The following is a 19,538-nucleotide window of genomic DNA, read 5'->3' as shown; positions in this document are numbered from 1 at the left end:
GAGATTGAAAGTTTTAGAGAACGGAAGCCGATTTCAGCGTTTCTAAATGGTTCGTTGTTGTTATAATAACTACATCGACCCTATCTGTTTCCCGGGCGAATCGCCGGTTATAGTGGAACAGAGCCCCTGATTCGGGGGCGGAATCAAGGAGGCTTCCCGTGAACATCCCTTCGCAGGCTAAAGAAACGCTTTTTACCCATTTGTACAGTCAGACGGCGAACGGCCTGGTATTCGCATCTCCTGAAAACGGGGAGTGGCTCGGCATGAATCCGGCTTTATGCAAGATCCTCGGTTACTCGGAAGCGGAACTGCTTGAGAGAACCGAAAAATTACTACTGCATCCGGACGACGAAAGTTTCATCCGTGAACACAAACGCGTGATGAAGAAGCTTGCCGCTTTTCCCGGCGAGGTTTTCGAAAGGGAGAAACGGTATTTTCATAGAGACGGGCGCGTCATTTCGCTGAACGTCCGCACGACATTGGCACGCGATCCGGAGGCCGGACAGCCGCTGTATCTTATTCATGAATTTACGGATGTGACGGATAAAAAAGCAGCCGCAAAAGAGCTTGAGGACAACCGCGACCTCGCCCTGCTTTTTTCCAAAAACATTCAGGATGTCATTTCGTTCAGCTCGCCGAGCGGGACCATTCTATATATTTCACCCTCTGTCGAAGGGCTGCTGGGCTATAAACCGGAAGAAATGATCGGCCGCAAACGCGTCGATTTCTATCATCCCGACGATGCTTTGCAAATGAGGAACCGGGATAAGCTTTACTCGGAGAAGGAAGTTTTCGTAAGACGGGTCCGGCACAAGCAGGGACATTATATTTGGCTTGAAACCGCCTTTCAGCTCGTGCGCAGCGGCGAAGGCCGCGTTATCAAAATTTTAGCGATCGGCCGCAACGTGACGGAACGTAAAAAGTACGAAGAAACGCTGGCCGAGGCTCAGCGGGTTGCGCATATCGGTTCCTGGGAGTGGGATCTGCTTAACTCGCGGGTTTCTTTCTCGGACGAAATGCGCCGCATTTTCGGTTATGCGATCCATTCCGTGGATTCCGATGCGGAGTTGTTTCTGAGCTGCATTTACCCCGAAGATCTCCCGCGTGTCCGCGAAAGCATCGAGAAGGCGCTCGAAAACGGGGAATCCGGTGAAATGATCTACAAAATTTGTCTGCCGGACCAGTCGATCCGGACTATTGCGGCTCAATGGGAAATCGTGGCCGACGAATTCAATAAACCTATCCAGATTATCGGGATGGTGCAGGATATAACCGAACGGCGGCGGATGGAAGAGCGGATTCTGGAAAGCGAGCAGAATTACCGGCTTATTTCGGAATATTCGCTTGATTTTATATCCAGACATGCCGTGGACGGGCAGGCAACGTTTCTGTTCGTGTCCCCGATCTGCCGCACGATGCTCGGTTACGAGCCTGAAGAAATGGTGGGTACGGCGGGACTCGGCTACATTCACCCCGATGATGTCGGCTTTGTCAAAAAGTACCTGCAGGAAAATCTTCACGGGGAAGGATCGGAGAAGGTTACGTTCCGGTTCTTCCGCAAAGACGGCACGTACGTCTGGTTCGAAACGACCAGCCGTTACACGCTGGACGATCAGGGCAGGGAGCGGGAAATCGTCGCCATTTCACGCGATATTACGGAACGCAGAAACACGGAACTCCGGCTTCAGGAGTACAAGTCGCTGTTTGACTACAACCCGGTCGGCGTAGCTTCGCTCGATCTTTACGGAAAGGTGCTGACGGCTAACCGGGGGCAGCAGGTTCTGACGGGTTATTCCGATAAAGAGCTGACCGACCGGCATTTCGCATCACTGGTTCATCCGGCCGATTACGACAAGACCTTGCGGCATTTCGAACTGGCGGCCCAGGGCGAACCGGAGACTTACGAGACGGGGCTCATTCATAAAGACGGACACCGCATCGAAGCGAGCGTCATAAATGTCCCGATCGTGCTAAGCGGGCACATCGTCGGGGTGTATGTCCTGACAAGCGACATCACGGACCGCAAAAAGTATACGGAAGAGATCGAGAAGCTGAGCTATGAGCACGCGCTGATTCTCAATTCCGTTTCCGAAGGAATTTTCGGGCTGGATTTGCAGGGGCAGGGGATGTTTATCAATCCCGCCGGCGCATCCATGCTAGGGTTCAACCCGAAAGAACTGATCGGGAACCGGCACCTTCTAACCGTCGAGCAGGCCTGTCCGGACGGCAATCAGTACCTTCCCGGCGACTCGCCGGTCGAACGGGCGGTAAGAGACGGCGTTTCCGTATCGCCGAGCGAAGGGATTTTCTGGCGGAAGGACGGAACGAGCTTTCTGGCGTCCTATCAAGTTACGCCCTTGTTCGATAAGGGGGAGAGAAAAGGCGTCGTGGTCGTTTTCCGGGATGTGACGAACGAGAAAGAAATTATCCGGGCCAAGGAATTTGCCGAACAGGCCGACCGGGCCAAATCGGAGTTTCTGGCCATTATGTCCCACGAACTTCGCACGCCGATGAACGGGATTATCGGAATGATCGGGCTGCTCCAGGAAACGATGCTGGATGAAGAGCAGCGCAGTTATGCGGATATTATCCGGGAAAGCAGCGACGCCCTGCTGCATATTTTGAATGAAATTCTGGATTTCTCCCGGATCGAAGCGGGCAAAATGGAATTAAATCTGGACGCGATCGATGTAAGGGAAACGCTGGCGCGCGTTCTGGAGCTTTTCCGGGTAAAAGCGGAGGAAAAGAACCTGAAGCTCTCGTGCGATATTCCGGCCGGGCTGCCCCGGTACGTGCTGGGAGACGAGACGCGGGTGAGACAAGTGCTGATCAATCTGATCAGCAACGCGATCAAATTCACCGAGCGGGGAAGCGTCTCGGTAGCGGTGGAAATTACGCCTTCTTCCGAGCCCCAATCGGTCATGCTGGAATTTACAATTCGGGACACGGGGATAGGTATTCCCGCCGGACAAATCCACCGGCTGTTTCAATCGTTCTCTCAACTGCATCCCGCCATTAACCGCAAATACGGCGGTACGGGGCTCGGCTTGTCGATCAGCAAGAAACTGGTCGAGCTGATGGGAGGCGAGATCGGTGTCGAAAGCGAAGAGAACGCCGGCTCCGCCTTCTTCTTTACCCTGCACGCCGGTTTAGGCGACTCAGAAGTGCTGGATACGGCTCCCGTGATCTCACCGGCGGAAACCCCGCCCGTTCCTTCCCTTCCGGAGGCGAAGCCTGCGCCGCTGCGGGTGCTCATTGCGGACGACCATCCCATGAACCGTAAACTGCTTCATACGTTAACCGGCAAGCTGGGTTATTCGGCGGATGTCGTAAACAGCGGAGCGGAAGCCGTGCAGGCTGCGGGGGAGCAGACGTATGATTTGATTTTCATGGACGTGCAGATGCCGGTCATGGACGGGTTCGAGGCGACCCGTCTAATCCGTGAAAAATACGGGAAGAAGCCAATGCCTCCCGTCATTATTGCCGTAACCGCTTTTGCCAGAGAAGAAGACAAGGAACAGTGCCTGGCGTCCGGGATGAACGATTATATCAGCAAGCCGGTCCTTGCCGGTGAGCTCAAACGTCTGATGGCCAAGTGGACTGCCCGGATAAAAGAACGATAGAAGCCGTGAAAACCCGCCGCGGAGCGGGTTTTTTGTTTGTACAGGCCCGAATACGGGGCCTATCCGCACCCGATGCGATTTGTGAAGTCGATCGGAATGTTTTATAATAAGCTACATTTAAACCTACAATAGATTAGCCGCATACAATAGTTTAGGTGAATACGTCAGTATATTACTGGAGGAATTTTCATGCAGTTTATTAATCAGGCGGCCGTCCAGCAAGTTCTTGATCTGCTAAAGGGCCATGACCTGTATATTCATCTGGAAATGACGAACGGGGCTTACGCTTCCCACCTTGACCAGTCCAAACATACGGCCTCGACGTTTATCCGCAATTCGAAGATCCGCTATCTGCAGGGTTCTATTGCCGGAAACGGCCCCTACCGGGTAGGGCTCAAAATGGAAGAAGGCTGGGTTTATTCCGAGGGACTTACCCATTGGGATGAAACGGAGACGCAGAGACTGATTTTGTCGGGACATGATAAGGACGGCAAGCTCGTCGTTTCGCTGCAGCTGAGCCGAGACCCTTTTTAACTTACAAAGAGAGAAGGTAGATGGAGATGGAACGACACATACTGGTCGTCCTGCCGCATCCCGATGACGAAGCGTTCGGCATATCCGGTACGCTTGCCGGCCATATACGCCAGGGAACCCCGGTGACTTACGCATGCTTGACACTGGGAGAGATGGGACGCAACATGGGCAATCCCCTTGTCGCCAACCGCGTGACACTGCCCGGAATCCGCAAAGCCGAGCTTGAGGAATCGTGCCGGTCGATCGGAATTCAGGATTTGCGGATGCTGGGCTTTCACGATAAAACGATTGAATTCGAAGACCGCGAACTGCTCGTCGGCAAAATCCGCGGGCTCATCGACGAGCTGAATCCTTCGCTTGTCATTACGTTCTACCCGGGCTACAGCGTGCATCCGGATCATGACGCAACGGGCGCGGCCGTGATTGATACGGTCCAGCGAATCCCCTTGGAAGAGAGACCGGTCGTTCACTGCATCGCTTTTTCCAAAGGATGCGAGGATGTGCTCGGCAAAGCGGATGTCGTGAACGATGTCAGGCCGTATCTGGAGCAGAAGCTGGGCTCGATCCTTGCACACAGCTCCCAGTTCCAGCTCAACGGACAGCTCGGCGGCAAATCCGCGAACGACAAAGAGGTGCAGGAACGCTTCGGCTACGAGCGGTTGTGGACATACCGGTTTCAATAAAAGAGTGAGCGGGGCGGAAGCCGTTCCCGCATGCCGATAAACCGCCAAGGGGCAGGCAGTCGTGCCGTTCCTTGGCGGTTTGCCGTTATTCGAGGGAGAGGGCGGCTCGGGCGTTGGCCGCGTCGTTTTCCAGCAGTTCCTTCAGGTCATAAGCGGGGTACGCACCGTCCGCATACAGCCGGTTGAACACTTTGGCGTGAAATTCGACCGCTCTCAACAGATGTTTCACAAAGGTTGCCCGTAGACGGGGAGTCGCGGTTTCCGTGAGGGCGCAGGCGTAGCCGCGTACGGCGGTTTTGGCAAAAGCGAGAAGCTGTCCCGCTTCCAGGACGGGGAGCTCCGCAGGTTTATTCCTGGAGGCGGCAGGCGCTTCGGGATAATACGCCAGCAGCTCGTTCAGATTCTGCTCCAAGGTTTGTATCGCCGCTCTGAAAAGCGTTTGAAGCCCTTCGTCCGCAAGCGTCGGTAATTTTTGTTTACAAGCGATCAGTTGTCCGGTCTGAAGGCTCACAAGCTCGTGAAGCTCCAAAGTTTCGTGCCAGGCGAGATGCTGGGGGACTTTCGGCAGGCTCATCTTCTCAGACTCCGTTCGTGGGGTTTATAACAGCCTATGTGAAGGGGCGGAGATTAGTAAGTTGTCAGTACCTCCAAACGGAAGTTCGCGTTAACGAAAGTGTGAATGGGGAATAGTTGATTGTTAACTATTTAATACCTATGGGGGACACGACAACGATGCTAATATATTTTTAACCTTAACTAAGGAGCCCGCGGAGTGCCGAATAATAGCAGCCTTATTTCAAAAGCGGTTTTAATGGCAGAAAAAGCCGGATTAAAAGACATTACTCCTATCGAGCTTGGTAATGGCGGGAACCTGATCGTTCATTTGGCCCCGTTTCCGATTGTGGCCCGAATAGCCGCTGCGATTTCAAAAAATAATGGAGATTACGCTTACAAGGTACTGGTTCGTGAATTAAGAGCCGCACGTCATCTCCATTCAAAGGGAGTGCCGGTCCGTTTGCCAACCGACCTTACGGATGCAGGACCATATGATATTGGCGGCACATGGATGACGCTTTGGAAGTATGTTCCCCCGACAGACCTGGAGCGCCCTTCGCCAAGCGAAGCAGTTGAATTGGTCAATACACTTTCACTGGCATTGAAAGATTTTACCGGCGAGATTCCTATGCTTGGTGTTTGGGAGCGGACATGTCAATCGGCTTTTAGATTAATGAATCATCCGGATCCGCGTATACAAGATTTGTTAAGTCTGTTTTTCACAATTGATAGACAGATGCGTCTTGAAACAAGCTTGCTCATACCGTCTCATGGAGATGCCCATTCAAGAAACTTATTACCGAGTCCCGAAGGCTGGATCTGGTCGGACTTTGAAGATGTATCTTTGATGCCCGCATACTGGGATCTGGCTTCCTATGTAGGCAATCTTGCCTTGTTCAACGGAGTTCAGGAGCCAACCTTTCAATATATCTGGAGTGAGATGAATAATCAGGCCGATAAGGAAGCTTTTGGATTTGCCGTTACCGCACGCATACTGATGTCCACTTTAGGTAACTTGGATTTCGGACTCTCGGGTAACGGAGATTTGGAATTTGCCTATAAACAGCTTGAACTGGCAAAAGATTTTATTCATCAAATCAACCTGATTATTGAAGGGGAATAGCGGAGTCATAACCGTCGCGACTCTACTTCATAGTCCGAAGTTTGCCGGGCCCGCCTTACCGGTACGCCTGCTTGCCCGCATGCTTCGGTATTTGCCAAAACGCCGGATTTGGACTACTATTAATCGTGAAGTTGTTTGACATGTATGCTTTTCTTTAGACAACAAAATATCAAACATTCTTTATTGAACGGGTTCCGGTTCTTTCTCTGGGGAGAGGGAACGGATTAAAAGGGAAGTTCGGTGCAATTCCGATACGGTCCCGCCACTGTAAGGGGAAAAGGGGCGAAGCCCCGGCCGAAGCGCATCACGTCACTGGTGAATCCGGGAAGACGCGCATAGGGTTCCCGAGTCAGGAGACCTGCCTGTTTACCGGTAACTTCATTCCTACGCGGATATAGGATGGCGTTGATGCGAATGTTCTCCCTAATCGTCGGGTCCTGACCCCGGCGTATTCATGCGATGAACCCAAACATCCTGCCTTCGGCGGGATGTTTTTATTTGTTTCGGATCGGTTGAATCCTCCGGCTTTACGGGTAAAATGAAGTCCGCCGCATTTTGATCGAAAGAATGATGTACAAGTATCTTCAAACCGTATGGGAGGAACACGATGTATTACGGAGTCAAACTAAATACGAACTACAAAACCCTTTGGCAGGAGGGAATGAAGGACTGGGACGGAAATCTTCCCGTGCGGATGACCGATGACGTCAAGGAAGAAGGGTTCTGGAACGCTTTTATGAAAAAGAAAGAACAGGCCGGGGTGGATTCTTGGGTTGCCAACTTGCGCAAGGAGCTGATCACTTTGATCGATCCCGGCGAGGATGTGCTGGAAATCGGCCCCGGCTGGGGAAATTATACGTTCGAAGCGGCCGAGAAAGCGGGTTCCCTCACCTGCGTCGACAGCTCCGAAAGCGTGCTTGCTTTCCTGAAAGCCGCAGCGGAGCGGAAGGGCTGGAATCATGTAAACTTCGTGCATGCCAAATGGGAAGAGCTTCCCGAGGTGGAGCGGGCCGACGTGGTATTCGGCGTCAATTGTTACTACCGGATGCAGGAGATCGACCGGGCGCTGCTGCATATCAACAACACGGCGAAGCGTCTCGGAATCGCGGGAATGGTAAGCGGTCCCGAAAGACCGCACTACAAGGACATCCGGGAGCAGCTCGGCTGCCGGATCAAATTTCAACGCAGAGATTACATCCATTTGCAGAATCTGCTTTATGAACTCGGAATCGACGCGAATTGTAAAATTGTCAATCTGCACAAAACGTATGCCTACGATACGGAGGAAGAGCTGATGAAGGATAACCTGAGCGCGGTTTTGGACAAGGAGTATGACCGCAAGAAGGCTGTGGAGCTCTTGTACGCTTATGTGCGAGAAGAAGGCGGAAAGCTGATTTACCCGCACAATTTCAAAGCGGCTCTCCTTTACTGGAAGCCGGAAAAACGGCTGGAACCTGCGGACCTGCCCACGGAAGTGAAACGGGTCGTGGAAGTTTAAATCAGAGCCGTTGAAGTGTTTTCCCGGTAACGCGGTTTCGCGTGCCGGGATTTTTTTATGGCTTCACGAATCGGACAAGGGAAGGAGCTTGTCATAAATTCAGGCAAACTCGCATAGGGATGAAAAAGTGGAAAGGGTTTAAGGGAGAAGTCTTTTTTATTGAAAAACGTAATAATTACGATTAAAATAAGGATATTGTCGTACACAGGAGGGGAGAACGTGCATTTCAGCGGCGCAAGCAGAGGGATGAGAAAAAGACACCTGATTTATATTGCAGCGGGAAGTTTCCTGGCTATACTGGCCTGGCAAGCCGTGCGGACAGGGAATGCGGGGCTGCCGGACCCTTCGGTTCTCCGCCTGTTCAAGACGATGTTTATCGGCATCGTGCTCGAAGCGGTTCCTTTTATTATGCTAGGTGTGCTGCTTTCCTCGTTCATGCAGGTTTACATCCCGGAAACCTGGATCCGCAAAGCGATCCCCCGGAATCCTTTGCTCGGATTCGTTTATGCCTGCCTGCTGGGCATCCTGTTTCCGATTTGCGAATGCGGCATGATCCCGGTCGTCCGGCGGCTGATCAACAAAGGAATGCCGCTGTACATAGGCGTAATCGTCATTCTGGCGGGTCCTATCGTGAACCCGGTCGTCTATGCGGCCACATACACGGCGTTCCGGATGAATCCCGAAATGGTGTATGCCCGGATGGGACTGGCCCTTGGAGTCAGCGCGTTTATCGGCTTATTCGTATACGCGTTCATTAACCAAAATCCGTTGAAACACAGACTGGACTCGCTGTATGCCGAGAACGGACAAGACTGTGCGCACGTGCAGGGCGGCGGCAAATTCGTTACGATGATGGGCCACGCGGGCGGGGAATTTTTCGATATGGGGAAATATCTCATTTTCGGCTCTCTCGTTACGGCCGTTATTCAGGCTTTTGTGCCTAGAGGGGATTTGTCGGCGCTGGGGGAGGGGGAAGTGCTTCCGCATCTGTTTATGATGGGATTTGCCTACATATTGTCGCTCTGTTCCACCTCGGACGCGTTTGTCGCTTCTTCCTTTCTCCAGACATTTTCCAAAGGTTCCCTACTCACCTTCCTCGTTTTCGGGCCCATGCTCGATTTTAAAAGTACGCTCATGCTCTTGTCCGTCTTCAAAACGAAGTTTGTCCTGCTGCTGGCCGTTCTTATCACGATGACCGTGTTTGCAGGTTCCGTCATTGTCGAACACCTGTTTTTCAACTAACGCTTTGAATTCGGGGAGGTGAATCGGGTGGAAGACAGGCGCGCTTACGCCTTCCATTCTTTTATGAGGGCGGCGATTCTATGCGGGTTTTCGCTCTATATCGTCTATCTGGTCAAAACGGGCGGCATGACGCATTACTTGGCGCCCCGCCTGGTACCGTACGTCAAAGCTTCGGCGATCGCCCTGTTCGTGCTGGCCGTGATCCAGATTTATCTGGCCCTGCAGCCCGCTTCAGGCAATGAATCCGACTGCGGATGCGAGCCCGGTGTCAGGAAATCTAAGCTTTCGCACGGTGCGGCTTATTCCTTGTTCCTTTTACCGCTGCTGCTGGGCTTTCTGCTGCCCGACCGGGTAACGGGGAGCGATATCGTTCAAGTGAAAGGGATTCAACTGAATACCTCCAACCTCCAGACGCAGAGGAATGCAGATACCCGGGACGATTCGCCTGAGAAGCAGCAATCTTCAGAGAAAGCGAGCCGGGGCAAGGAAGATACGCAGGAAGCCAGGCTCAAGGAGATGTTCAAAGGCAGCCGGTTTACGGAAGATTACGCGAAGCTGGCCATGCGGCTTTACCAAAAGCAAACCATTCTTATCGGGGAGAAAGGTTTTATGGAGAGGCTGACGGCCGTGGATCTGTTCGCCGGCAATTTTGCGGGGAAACAGATGGAAATCAGCGGCTTCGTTTACCGGGAGGACGACATGCCCAAAAACCAGTTCGTCGTCGCAAGACTGACGATGCAGTGCTGCTCTGCCGATGCGTCTCCGTACGGCGTTATCGTTGAAGCTCCGGATGCGGATTCGTATCTCAAGGATACATGGGTAACGGTGAAAGGGACGATCCGCAAGTCGGTGTACGAAGGTAAAGATGCGATGAAGCTGGAGGGAGCCGTGATCCGGAAAATTAAAGAGCCTTCGTCCCCTTACGTATATCCGTATGCCGGTGATTTCGCCGATCTCGGAAAATAAAGGCTGTAGCCATAACAAAACCGCTTTCCGACGGAAAGCGGTTTTGTTTGCGATGCAAGAGCCGGATGTAGTAGGCACCTTAATCGTAGATACCATCAACAGAACGGGGAGGGGGGCGCAAAAAAACTCGTATGGATCATGCCGTATGGAAGGCTTCTCCGATCCATTTCGTGCCTGAGCTACTTCCGGCGGCGGCCGGATTCCGGTTCAAGGGACTGCGGCTGCGGTGTATCCTGAAGACGCTGCCATTCCTCGCTCAGCCGGTCTGTATCCAGGTCGATTCCGATAAACACGAGATACGGCTCTCCCTGGTAAAAGGAAGGCTCCCAGTAACTCCGCTTTCCTGCGTACTGAAACAAATGCATGTGACTGGATTCCGCGAACGTCACATAACCTTTGGCGCGGATCAGACCGTCCCTCCACCGCTGGAGGAAGGCGTCCACATCCGCTTTGGTCAGCCCGGCAAGCTGATTCCACGGGAGAGTGACGGTGCGGACGCGGGAGTGGGAAGGCGCGGTTTCCGCCGGTGCCGGCGAATCTGCGGGGGGCATGCCGCGTCCGGTACCGTTTATGCTGGGCTCCTTCGGATGAGTCGTGATCTTCGTCATCCGGATCGGCCGGACCGTCAGGGGGCCCTTCTGTACGGGCTGGACTCCCTCCAGGATCGGCTTAAGCTCGACGCGGCAGTGGGTCGTATACACGAGCATGGCGTGCCCGTTCAGCTTGCGTATGGCCTTCTCGATCTGGTGCAGCCGGATGCGGTGTACATAATCCGTTTTATTGACCAGAAGCAGATCGGCGACTTCCACCTGCCTTCTAAGTGTCCGTACGAGCAGTTTGTCCGATGCAAACAGACTGTTGTAATCCATGAAGTTTTCGGCATCGAGCACGGTGATGACCTGTTTAAGGGCAACACGGCCCAGCAGACCGGGTTCCGTGAGCACATCGGCAATTTCTTCCGGGTTGGCCACACCGGTCAGCTCAATGAACAAAATATCCGGTTTGCGGACAAGCAGAGCCTGCAAGCTGCCGGTCAGCTCGCTTTTCTTGCTGCAGCAGACACAGCCGTCCAGCAGTTTTTCAATCGAAGCGGAGCTGTGCCCTTTCAAAATTAAGCCGTCGACATCCGCTTTGCCCAGTTCGTTCATCAGTATCCCGGGGCGCAGACCAAGCTTCTTCGATTCTTCGAGCATACGGAGCAGAAGGGTCGTTTTACCGCTGCCCAAAAAACCGCTAAGGACGAATACAGGTATTGTCACGGTTTAAGTTCCTTTCTTGAGTAAAGATATGTTCTCACTATATGCTTGTCAGGAAACGGCCATGCTAATAAAACCGTAATCGTTACGTTTAAATTTATTTTACAGGAACTCGGACTCTCCGGCAAACCGAACAGCTCAATCAAGGCGGAAGTTGAGGATTGTAAACGGGCCTCCTTATGTTGTTTAATCCAGGAATGAATTCCCTGGTTATTTAAAGCAGCAAAAAAACTCCTCCAACCCCATTACAAGGGTTCGGAGGAGTTTTTAATTTCCTATGGATTATTGCAGGGTCTGTTGCGTTTTGGCAGAACCCGTAAAGCTCTGGAATTGATCCTTCAATTTCTGACGGGCGTCTTTATTGCGGAGTAAGTAAGCAGCTCCTAGACCAATTGCAGTAAACATCATTTTTTTACCCATTTTCGTTTACCTCCTCAAATGTAAGGTTGCTTGCTCTACAGAAAATTACCCGTTCAGCCCGATGCTAAACATGTTTTCGCGTAATACACTAAAAAGAGAGTGGTGCTGCCAGGCGGATTCCTCTTGTCCAAATAAAAAAGACCATCCGAAGACGAGCTTCGGATGGTCCTGCTTGTTAAGTGAATTAAACGGTTTTCCAAACGTCGGCTTTCCCAGGAGTTTCGCCTTGAGTCCACCATTTGGCTTCGTATACGACACCGTTGTAAGTAACGCGGTTGCCTGCTGTGTAAACGGAGGTTGCGCTCCAAGCAGGTGCAGTTGTGCCGCCACCGCCGGCAGTTGTTTTAGCCGTTACAGCGGAGCTTGCAGCGGAAGTGTTGCCTGCTGCGTCTTTCGCTTTAACCGTGAACGTGTAGCTAGTGTCAGCCGTCAGGCCCGTTACCGTGAAGCTGGTTGTCGTGGAAGTTCCTACAAGAGTGGAACCTTGGTATACATCGTAACCCGTAACGCCGACATTGTCGGAAGAAGCGCTCCAGTTCAGAGTTACGGAGTTAGCTGTTACGCCGGAAGCAGTCACGCCTGCAGGAACAGTAGGAGCTTGAGTGTCTGGTGTACCCGTTCCGCCACCGTTTACGTTAACGTCGATTACGTTGTAGAAAGCGTTAGGCGTATCGGCGATTTCCCAAACAGCCAGGATTACGTTGTAACCGCTGCGGGCAGGAACGTTACAAGTGTGGGAAGTGGAAGGGTCCGGTTTTTTACCGCCGTCGTTGAAGGAGCAGAACAGTTCGAAATCCGAACGTTTCAGAGGTGCGTTAGGATTCCAGCCTGTTTTCGTGATGTAGTATTTCCATTCTCTCGTTGCGTGAGCGGCAGTCAGCTTCCAAGTGAACGTGTTGCTTCCGCTGTTGATGTTCACTTTGGACCAGCGGTCTGCAGTTTGAGCGTTCAGTTCAGGGAAAGCGGCGCCGGCGCCGGCGATTTGACCGTCAGCAGGGCCTCCTGTAGGATAGCTGCCAGGTGCTTCAAGGCTTTGCGGCTCGTACACGATAGCTCCGCAGTTTTTGTTAATGCCTTGATTACAGAGGGCTGCGCGGCTTGCCGGACCTGTGATGTAACCGTGAGCGGAAGCGCTTTCAGCGAAAACGAGCGAGCAGATGGCACCGATTACGAGCGCAGCAAATGCTACGAGAAAAGGAGAAACTTTAAAAAGAGAGCGGTTCCATGAAATGGATTGGGACATTAGTTTAATACCTCCGATTTAATTGAATTTGGAATACAGGGAATTTAGAACTATACTGCTGCGAATCGTAAAAAATCATAATGACACAAACCAGAGTGATTCTGGTGGATAGGTCAGGATTCGGCATCGTAAGCAGTGAATGGCTATCTACCGAGAGCAGCAAATGGCTTTAATTCCTGCCTGTCAAAAATTTAAGCATCTACCTCCTGTCAATTTATGTCTAAATGAATCAATTCACCTCCTCATATCCATATTATAGTATAAGGTAGAAGCAATGGAAGTAGGTCTTTAGAACTATTTATAGACATAAAATGGTGTAAATAGTAAAACATCTCCTCCATAATATCCTGGAAATTTGGATATTTTTTTGCGAAAATCATAAATTGGAAAATAAATTAGAATTAAAAGGGAAATTGTCGAAAGAAACGAATTAGAAGTATACGAATGCGGAAGAGGAAGGGAGTGAGCCGGTTATGAGTGTTGCGGCAGACATCAAATTGTTTATTTCCGTCAAAAAAGCATGGGTTTTGGTCCTGGCGATGATTTTGTACGGAATCGGCGTCGGGATTTTGGCGCCCATGAACGCCATTTACTTAAAAGAAGGGATCGGCCTGGGGAAAGGCGAGATCGCGTCGATTTTTGCCATTTCGCTTGTGCTCAATATGATTTTCACGATCAGCGTGGGCATTCTGAGCGATAAGATTCCGCGGAAGAAAATCATCCCCATGGCGGCTGCTGTGGTGTGTGCGGCCGGGCTGCTGATCTATATGAGAGCGGGCGGGTACGTGTCCGCGCTGGTGGGCATGTCAATCGCATCGTCCCCGTCCGGAATGATTATGGGACAGATGTTCGCCATGGCGCGGAACCATTTCTCGAAGCTGGCGCCGGACATCGTGGAGATTTCGCAGCTCTGGCTGCGCGCGTCTTTCAGCGTCGGTTTTTTTACCGGATTGCTGCTGGGAGCGAACATTTACTTATGGTTCACCTTTTACGGAGTACTCTGGGGCAATCTTGGGGGATACACGGCGCTCTTCGTCCTTCTCCTGTTTTACCGGGAAACGGTGGAAGCACCTTCCAAAGCGGTCGTTAAGAAGAGCGGCGAGCCCTTCTCGCTGGCTATGCTGGCCGCGCTCCTTATGCTGTCGTGCGCCGATGCGATCCGGGGACTGTATCTTCCCCTTGTCGTGAACGAGAAGTTCGGCAATCCGGAGCTGATGTCTTACATATGGAGCGCACAGGCGGTGTTCGAACTGTTGTTTATGACAGTGGCGGGCTATTGGGCGCTGAAATACGGATTCAAGCCGGTCATTTTATTCGCAGGCCTGTTCGCCCTTATCGTCTATCTGGTGTACGCCAATGTCGATTATTTGCCGTTCTTTTTTGCTATGCAGCCGCTGTATTCGTTTTACGTGGCCGTGCTGCTTGGGGTGGCAATGGGCTACGTTCAGCGGATGTTTTTGCACAAAACCGGGTTCGGAGCCAGCCTGTATGTCGTGATTTCCCAAATGGCTTCCCTGGTCGGCTATTTCCTGCCGCTGCTTATTGATGGCATCACGCCGTCTATCTTTTACATCCCCGCGGCGCTCATTGTCGTCTCCATGCTGCTTATCACGAGAACGATGGTGAAAGAACGCGGCAGCAGAAAGCCGGGAAACGTACAAACTTTGTAAATGAGGCGGTGCAGCAAACGGCCTTGAAAAAAATGCTTCTCCCGCACTTTACCGCAGAACGCCCGGTGTGCTAAACTGAGGCCACTGGAAGAGTGTGTAACTGGCGGAACGTGGGGAACCACGGGGGAGCACACGGGAAATATAGCCGTACGCCTGGGCGAAAGTATTTGCAGATAACGGGAAACCGCGGTCTGCGGATACTTTTTTTGTTTTCTTTTTGCGGGAAATCAATAAATCGGGAGGCGGAACACATGGGAATGATAATGAAAACGGGAGATATTGCCGGTCGGTTAAGAGACTCGATCCGAATAGAAACGGACGCGTGGAAAAAGCGGGGGATAGAGCCTTCCCTGGCGGTTGTACTCATAAAAGGGGACCCGGCTTCCGGATACTACGCCAGAGCCAAGGAAAAGACGGCTCATAAGCTTGGCATCCGATATCGTCTGACGGAATTCGAAACGGGCATTACGCAGTCGGAATTGCTCGGACATCTTGAGGAGCTGAACGAAGACAAAAGAGTGCACGGAATCATGCTGGAGCTTCCGCTGCCCAGGCATTTGGATCTGTCCGAAGCTTCGGGGCTTATCCGTCCCGACAAAGATGTGGACGGGATTACGCCCGGCAGCAAACTTGCCTGTTTCCTCGGCACAAGAGGGCTGTACCCGGCAACGCCCCAGTCTTGTATCCGCATCTTAAAGGAGTTCGGATTCGAGCTGAAAGGACGGCATGCGGTGCTCGTCGGACGGGGCGAAACCGTCGGCAGGCCGTTGATGCCTATGCTGCTGCGGGAGCATGCGACCCTTACGGTATGCCATTCGCACACGGAGAATCTCGCGCGTCATATTGCCGGCGCGGACATCCTCATTACAGCGGCCGGAAGGGCGGGGATGATTACCGCGGACATGGTGCATCCGGATCTGGTTATTGTCGATGCGGGCATCAACGAGACGGACACGGGAATAACGGGGGATGTGAGTCCGGATGCTCTGCAGCGGGTAAAGGCGATGACGCCGGTGCCGGGAGGCGTAGGGACGTTAACGACGCTGATCTTATTTGAAAATCTGTTAAAAGCGGTCGGAATGCAGATCGGGGAGGGAGGGCTTAAATGAGGGTGTACGATCAGTCCATTCGCGAATTTCTGTTCGAGGCTTCTTCGGAGTCGCCGGTTCCCGGAGGAGGAAGTATTGCGGCTCTGGCGGCAGCCCTCGGAGCATCCATGGGCTCGATGACGGCCAGATTGACAACGGGGGCCAAGTTCCATGATAAAGAGGCCGCGATGCTCCAGAATGAGGATCTTTTTCGGCAGGCCATCGTGGAGTTCGAATCCTTGCAGGAAAAAGATATGGCTTCATTCGACGGGTTCATGAAGGCGCTGAAGCTGCCGGCTTCCACTCCCGCGGAGAAAGAAGCCCGGAGTCTCGCCATCCGGGAAGCCTCCGCTTATGCGGCGGCTGTGCCGCTTGAACTGATGGAAGCGTGCCTCGCGGTCATGCGGCGGTTGGCGGACCTGGCCCCGGCAGTCAACAAGAATGTGGTCTCCGATTTGGGAATTGCCGTTCTGATGCTGGAAGCCGCCCTACAATCCGCCTGGATCACGGTGGAAATTAACTTGAATACCATGTCCGATGACACCCGGAACGTGTATAGGGACAAAGGAACGCTTCTGCTGAGAGAATCGGAAGAAATAAAGCGGGATGCTTTGGCACAAGTAAGAGAGCGGATTTGAGAAACCTCGCGGGACGGCAGTGCTTAACGATTAAGGACAGCAAGATGTACTGTTCCGGCCATGATACAAAAAACCGTCTGAGTTTCTTCTGTAAAGAAGAGGTTCAGACGGTTTTTTTGCCGGTTAAACGGTCCGATCTTTTATTCGTAGTGGCGAGTCGCCGGCCAGGAACCTTGGAGCTTACGGATCAGCACGATCTCGCCGGTATGAAAAGCATCGTGCTGGATGATGCTGCTGATGCGGAAACCGATCGGAGAATCGCGGTATACCGCGTCCATGTCCGAATCGGATTTGGTGCTCAGAAGGCTTCCGATGCGGGTATGAACGGCGTCGAGCTCCCCGAGCGTCCGCTGCCAAGCTTCTTCGGAACCGTGCGTATCGGGCGTTTTGAACGTGACGTCGTTGTTTTGAGCCCAGTTGTCGGGTTCTTCGCCCTGCAGATGCTCCAGCAGCCGCTGCTTGTAGTAGACCAGATGGTTGACTGTCTCCCAGATGGTATTGCCCGCTTCACCCGGCGGACGCCAGGAAGCTTGCTCCGCGCTTATCCCGCTGACGGCGTCCTTCAGAGGGGCGTACCAGTCTTCCGTTCCGTAAGCGTGTTCCCAGCCGCGTTTAAGAAGATCCAATCCGTTCATTCGATTTCCTCCTAAATTAAGAATGGTGTAAGATTAAAAAGACGATGTCATGATGTGTGGATAGGTTGTTCGATAAGCCTGCCCGATGTGCGGACAATTCGCACAGATTCGTTGTAACTATCTAAATCATATATGGTGGTTACAACTTGGATTTTAGCATGAATTGGAAAAAGACTCAATCTTTATCCGGAGGTTGCTTTGGAAAATTTGGCTTTAGAGTTTATGAACAGCCAGTGGTACGACTGGAGGGGAACGGGGCGGAGCGAGGACAGGCTGGACCGGCCGGGCTGGCTGGAAGCTTTTCTCGAGAAGTGGGAGCTGCATGCCCAGGTTCCGCCAGAGCCCCGCGAACGCGCCGCCCTCGGGGAGCTCCGGCAGGCCATGCGCGCGATCACGGAATGCGCAATCTCCGGCAGGGAGCCTGTTCATGGAGATATCGCCCGGCTGAACGAAGCGATGGCCGAAGTACCTTCCCGTCCGGTTCTGGTGAGGGAAGAAGGCGGCTGGCGGCTGGAGCGCAGGACGGACGATAGGGGCTGGGCCGCGGTCATGGGCCGGGTGGCCGTCGCATTCGCGCGGCTGCTGGCGGAAGAAGACGTGCGGCGGCTCAAAATTTGCGCCAACGAAGACTGCCGCTGGATTTTCTTCGACGAGAGCAGAAGCCGGACGGCCCGGTGGTGCGACGATAAGATGTGCGGCAACCTGATGAAAGTCAGGCGCTTCCGGAAACGCCGGAAAGAAAACGATTGATCCTGCGCCTGGGCATTTTGCGGCCGTGCCACAAGGAATACGGCTTCGAAAGTCGAACAAGTTAAGAGGAACCTACATAACGAGCAGTCCGAGCATTGAATTTACCAACAAAGGAGAATGAATATGGCGAATCAATTCGAAAAAAACCTGGAGAAATACGCCGAGTTAGCGGTGAAAGTCGGTTTGAACATACAGCCCGGTCAGTCCTTATGGGTGAATGCGTCCATTCAGCAGGCCCCTTTGGCCCGTTTTATCGCGCAAAAGGCGTACGAGGCGGGAGCGAAATCAGTGCACGTCGAATGGATGGACGATGTGATTACGAAGCTGAGATACACGCTTGCTCCCGACGATTCGTTCGATACCTATCCGGCATGGAGAGCGCAGGCGGTGGAAGAGCTGGCCGAAAACGGCGGCGCCTATCTGCTCATCGAATCGGGCAACCCGGAACTGCTTCAAGGAGTGAAGCCTGAACGTATCTCGGCTTATTCCAAGGCTGCGGGCAAAGCGCTTGCCAAATGGAGAGAATACATGACCTCCCACAAGATGACGTGGTCGATTCTCGCCGCTCCGTCCACAGGGTGGGCCAGTAAAGTGTTTCCGGATCTGCCGGAAGATAAAGCTGTCGCCGCCTTATGGGAGGAGATTTTCAAAGCTACCCGCGTGGATCAGGACAATCCCGTTCAGGTCTGGGAGCGGCACAATGCGACACTCCGTACTAAAGTGGAGGAGCTGAATGCCAAACAGTACCGGAAGCTTCACTACCGGGCGCCGGGCACGGAGCTGAGCGTAACGCTGCCGGAGCGGCACATCTGGTCCGGCGGCTCGACGGTGAACGAGAAGGGGGACGCGTACAATCCGAACGTTCCGACGGAGGAAGTGTTCGTTTCGCCGCTTAAAGACGGCACGAACGGAGTTGTACGCAGCACGAAGCCGCTGAGCTATCAGGGGAATCTGATCGAGAATTTCACGCTTACGTTTGAAAACGGCCGTGTCGTGGACTTTCAGGCGGAGAAAGGCTATGAAGCGTTAAAAGGACTTCTCGAACTGGACGAAGGAGCCCGCCATCTGGGCGAAGTTGCGCTTGTGCCTCATGAATCGCCTATTTCCGCGAGCAACATCATTTTCTTTAACACGCTGTTCGATGAGAACGCGTCGAATCACCTTGCTCTGGGGAAAGCCTTCGGCTTCAGCATCCCGGAGGGAACGAAAATGTCGGTGGAGGAGCTGACGAAAGCGGGCCTCAACGACAGTATGACCCACGTGGACTTTATGATCGGCTCGGCGGAAATGGACATTGACGGCGAACTGGCCGACGGGACGATCGAACCGATTTTCCGCAAAGGGAATTGGGCTTAATTCCCCGTAAAATGATGCATCTTCTGCCTGTATAGGCAGAGTAACGTGCGCGATAAGGATACAGAAGGTCAGCCGGGATTGCCGGCTGGCTTTTTCTTTGCGTGCTTCCGAGTTCTTTTCCTTATGCGCAATGCGGCGCTCTACTAAAAAAAACTGCGACCGCCTCTCCAATTCCGGCTGCGGAATACATCCCGTTGTGCGTTTCTTACGGAAGCGTGCGGCGGACTTTTTTATTTTTAGGAAAGGTTTATTTGGAAT

General features: G+C 52.8%; 17 protein-coding genes and 2 riboswitches. Of the genes, 12 read left to right on the top strand and 5 right to left on the bottom strand.

Annotated features, from left to right (window positions below; all coding sequences use genetic code 11):
- Nucleotides 1-158 precede the first annotated feature (158 nt).
- The 3 genes from KVT34_RS12825 (at nucleotide 159) to bshB2 (ending at nucleotide 4,840) form a co-directional block, all read left to right on the top strand.
- A complete protein-coding gene (locus KVT34_RS12825; RefSeq protein ID WP_217559056.1) occupies nucleotides 159-3,623 on the top strand; it encodes a PAS domain S-box protein in 3,465 nt (1,154 codons plus the stop codon).
- A gap of 189 nt (nucleotides 3,624-3,812) precedes the next feature.
- Entirely contained in the window at nucleotides 3,813-4,157 is a 345-nt protein-coding gene (locus KVT34_RS12820) for a YojF family protein (RefSeq protein WP_217559055.1), read from the top strand.
- A gap of 26 nt (nucleotides 4,158-4,183) precedes the next feature.
- Nucleotides 4,184-4,840 (top strand): bacillithiol biosynthesis deacetylase BshB2, encoded by a 657-nt coding sequence (gene bshB2, locus KVT34_RS12815; protein WP_217559054.1) that lies wholly within the window; start codon nucleotides 4,184-4,186, stop codon nucleotides 4,838-4,840.
- An 85-nt stretch (nucleotides 4,841-4,925) separates the two neighbouring features.
- Here bshB2 and KVT34_RS12810 read toward each other — a convergent pair whose 3' ends face one another.
- A complete protein-coding gene (locus tag KVT34_RS12810) occupies nucleotides 4,926-5,414 on the bottom strand; it encodes a spore coat protein (protein ID WP_217559053.1) in 489 nt (162 codons plus the stop codon).
- A 198-nt stretch (nucleotides 5,415-5,612) separates the two neighbouring features.
- On the opposite strand from KVT34_RS12810, the gene KVT34_RS12805 reads away from it, so the two are divergent.
- The 4 genes from KVT34_RS12805 (at nucleotide 5,613) to KVT34_RS12790 (ending at nucleotide 10,224) form a co-directional block, all read left to right on the top strand.
- The gene (locus KVT34_RS12805; protein ID WP_217559052.1) at nucleotides 5,613-6,518 is read left to right on the top strand and encodes an aminoglycoside phosphotransferase family protein; all 906 of its coding nucleotides are present in this window, start codon (nucleotides 5,613-5,615) and stop codon (nucleotides 6,516-6,518) included.
- A gap of 172 nt (nucleotides 6,519-6,690) precedes the next feature.
- A riboswitch (cobalamin riboswitch) is annotated at nucleotides 6,691-6,898 on the top strand.
- A gap of 227 nt (nucleotides 6,899-7,125) precedes the next feature.
- Nucleotides 7,126-8,016, top strand: coding sequence for a class I SAM-dependent methyltransferase (locus tag KVT34_RS12800; RefSeq protein ID WP_217559051.1), 891 nt, complete (start codon nucleotides 7,126-7,128; stop codon nucleotides 8,014-8,016).
- A 219-nt stretch (nucleotides 8,017-8,235) separates the two neighbouring features.
- A complete protein-coding gene (locus KVT34_RS12795) occupies nucleotides 8,236-9,258 on the top strand; it encodes a permease (RefSeq protein WP_217559050.1) in 1,023 nt (340 codons plus the stop codon).
- Nucleotides 9,259-9,285: 27 nt separating this feature from the next.
- Nucleotides 9,286-10,224: a TIGR03943 family putative permease subunit gene (locus KVT34_RS12790; RefSeq protein WP_217559049.1), complete on the top strand. Its 939-nt coding sequence runs from the start codon at nucleotides 9,286-9,288 to the stop codon at nucleotides 10,222-10,224.
- Between the two features lie 179 nt (nucleotides 10,225-10,403).
- Here KVT34_RS12790 and KVT34_RS32600 read toward each other — a convergent pair whose 3' ends face one another.
- The 3 genes from KVT34_RS32600 to KVT34_RS12775 form a co-directional block, all read right to left on the bottom strand.
- The gene (locus KVT34_RS32600; RefSeq protein ID WP_217559048.1) at nucleotides 10,404-11,483 is read right to left on the bottom strand and encodes a CobW family GTP-binding protein; all 1,080 of its coding nucleotides are present in this window, start codon (nucleotides 11,481-11,483) and stop codon (nucleotides 10,404-10,406) included.
- A gap of 279 nt (nucleotides 11,484-11,762) precedes the next feature.
- A complete protein-coding gene (locus KVT34_RS12780) occupies nucleotides 11,763-11,900 on the bottom strand; it encodes a hypothetical protein (protein ID WP_164977143.1) in 138 nt (45 codons plus the stop codon).
- Between the two features lie 184 nt (nucleotides 11,901-12,084).
- Nucleotides 12,085-13,143 carry a lytic polysaccharide monooxygenase gene (locus KVT34_RS12775; RefSeq protein ID WP_217559047.1) on the bottom strand — a complete coding sequence of 353 codons (1,059 nt, stop codon included), beginning with the start codon at nucleotides 13,141-13,143 and terminating at the stop codon, nucleotides 12,085-12,087.
- A 473-nt stretch (nucleotides 13,144-13,616) separates the two neighbouring features.
- Between KVT34_RS12775 and KVT34_RS12770 the strand changes: the two genes are divergently transcribed.
- From KVT34_RS12770 to KVT34_RS12760, 3 genes are all read left to right on the top strand, one after another.
- Complete coding sequence (locus tag KVT34_RS12770; RefSeq protein ID WP_217559046.1) at nucleotides 13,617-14,813, top strand: MFS transporter; 1,197 nt, start codon at nucleotides 13,617-13,619, stop codon at nucleotides 14,811-14,813.
- An 86-nt stretch (nucleotides 14,814-14,899) separates the two neighbouring features.
- Nucleotides 14,900-14,979, top strand: a riboswitch (ZMP/ZTP riboswitch).
- Nucleotides 14,980-15,064: 85 nt separating this feature from the next.
- A complete protein-coding gene (locus KVT34_RS12765) occupies nucleotides 15,065-15,922 on the top strand; it encodes a bifunctional 5,10-methylenetetrahydrofolate dehydrogenase/5,10-methenyltetrahydrofolate cyclohydrolase (protein WP_217559044.1) in 858 nt (285 codons plus the stop codon).
- A complete protein-coding gene (locus KVT34_RS12760; RefSeq protein WP_217559043.1) occupies nucleotides 15,919-16,539 on the top strand; it encodes a cyclodeaminase/cyclohydrolase family protein in 621 nt (206 codons plus the stop codon). The genes KVT34_RS12765 and KVT34_RS12760 overlap by 4 nt, the downstream gene beginning before the upstream one ends.
- Nucleotides 16,540-16,679: 140 nt before the next feature.
- Here KVT34_RS12760 and KVT34_RS12755 read toward each other — a convergent pair whose 3' ends face one another.
- Nucleotides 16,680-17,174 (bottom strand): DinB family protein, encoded by a 495-nt coding sequence (locus KVT34_RS12755; protein ID WP_217559042.1) that lies wholly within the window; start codon nucleotides 17,172-17,174, stop codon nucleotides 16,680-16,682.
- Nucleotides 17,175-17,372: 198 nt separating this feature from the next.
- On the opposite strand from KVT34_RS12755, the gene KVT34_RS12750 reads away from it, so the two are divergent.
- Both KVT34_RS12750 and KVT34_RS12745 read left to right on the top strand, forming a co-directional pair.
- Complete coding sequence (locus KVT34_RS12750) at nucleotides 17,373-17,924, top strand: CGNR zinc finger domain-containing protein (RefSeq protein ID WP_217559041.1); 552 nt, start codon at nucleotides 17,373-17,375, stop codon at nucleotides 17,922-17,924.
- Between the two features lie 123 nt (nucleotides 17,925-18,047).
- Nucleotides 18,048-19,280 (top strand): aminopeptidase, encoded by a 1,233-nt coding sequence (locus KVT34_RS12745; protein ID WP_217559040.1) that lies wholly within the window; start codon nucleotides 18,048-18,050, stop codon nucleotides 19,278-19,280.
- Nucleotides 19,281-19,538 lie beyond the last annotated feature (258 nt).

Origin of the sequence: Paenibacillus sp. GbtcB18 (genome assembly GCF_019091125.1) — a bacterium.
Taxonomy (GTDB): Bacteria; Bacillota; Bacilli; order Paenibacillales; family NBRC-103111; genus Paenibacillus_F; species Paenibacillus_F chitinolyticus.
The sequence above is the reverse complement of the archived record's forward strand: the minus strand, read 5'-3'. Positions and strand labels throughout refer to the sequence as shown.